This window comes from Microcoleus asticus IPMA8 (assembly GCF_013179805.1).
Classification (GTDB): Bacteria; Cyanobacteriota; Cyanobacteriia; order Cyanobacteriales; family Microcoleaceae; genus Microcoleus; species Microcoleus asticus.
The window spans coordinates 1-1,079 of sequence record NZ_SRRZ01000310.1 but is presented as its reverse complement, the minus strand read 5'-3'; the positions used below and the strand labels follow the sequence as shown (position 1 = coordinate 1,079).

General features: G+C 43.0%; 2 protein-coding genes. Both read right to left on the bottom strand.

Annotated elements, in window-relative coordinates; genetic code table 11:
- Positions 1-9: 9 nt before the first annotated feature.
- A complete protein-coding gene (locus tag E5S67_RS32055) occupies positions 10-201 on the bottom strand; it encodes a DUF29 family protein (RefSeq protein ID WP_172193520.1) in 192 nt (63 codons plus the stop codon).
- 26 nt (positions 202-227) lie between these two features.
- A complete protein-coding gene (locus tag E5S67_RS32050) occupies positions 228-932 on the bottom strand; it encodes a helix-hairpin-helix domain-containing protein (protein WP_172193517.1) in 705 nt (234 codons plus the stop codon).
- Positions 933-1,079 lie beyond the last annotated feature (147 nt).

The window sequence follows — 1,079 nt, the reverse complement described above, 5'->3', positions numbered from 1 at the left end:
TTTGCCATGCTACCCTTGAATCATCTCATCTGGGCCAAACCGGCGGCAGAAAGTCAATATGTCTTCTATTTTTGCAATCTGATTTTCCCAGCCGATGTTTGAATAGTCGCGAAACCGCAACTTTTCCACAGTGGTTTCAATCGATCTCAGGTAATCTGTATCATACAATTTTTGTCGGTCAACTTCTAATTTTGTTGTCATAACCTGTTCGTGCTAATAACGGCAAATTAACAAATATGGCGGTATGAATCAAAAGGCAGTCCCGTCCGCCGCTTGACTTCTACAACTGATTTGTAAGCGCCTTTTCTCTGCCTTTCTCTAACTATTTTTTCGGCAACAACCCGATCTAAACCGCTGGCCATTAACTCTTCCGGTGAAAGAATATTTAACCGTTTCCAAGTAAACTGCAATTCTTTTTGATAATTGTAGCTGAAGCAAATCATCGGGGCGATGCGTCTGACGTGACTTTCGGGAACTCCGGCTATTTCTGATAACTCTTCAGCGTGGGTAAAAATGTAGCCTTCGTTTTGCAAAGATTCAATATCGTTGGCGTAGACGATCGGCAAACCCAAGATTCTGACCATATCGTCTTTGGTACACTCGTTAATATCTATTTTGCCGCGCACGTTTGCCAGTTCTTCGGCATTGGTTGCAGTTGCCGGAACCAGTAAACCTCTGGGTGCGGTTTTGATGAGATAGCGCTTTTTCAAACTAAAAGCAGTGACAATTTGAGCGATCCACACGATCGTACCCAAATTAACTGAAGAAGATACCGCTAGTGCTGCTAAAGTAATGGCAACACCCCATCCCATCCAACTGCGAATATTTGACTTTTGGCCTGCATAGGCGATCGCCAATCCGCCGAAGTAGGGAATAAAAGCATACCACACCCAGTTTGGAGTTTGACGCAGCCAGTATAAATCTTGAGACACTTTAATTTTATCCTTAAATAGCTGTGATCTCACACTTACTTATTTCACTCCCACTTTTTAAATAGTGGGCTTCCTTCTTCCTTCTTCCTTCTTCCTTCTTCCTTCTTCCTTCTTCCTTCTTCCTTCTTCCTTCTTCCTTCTTCCTTC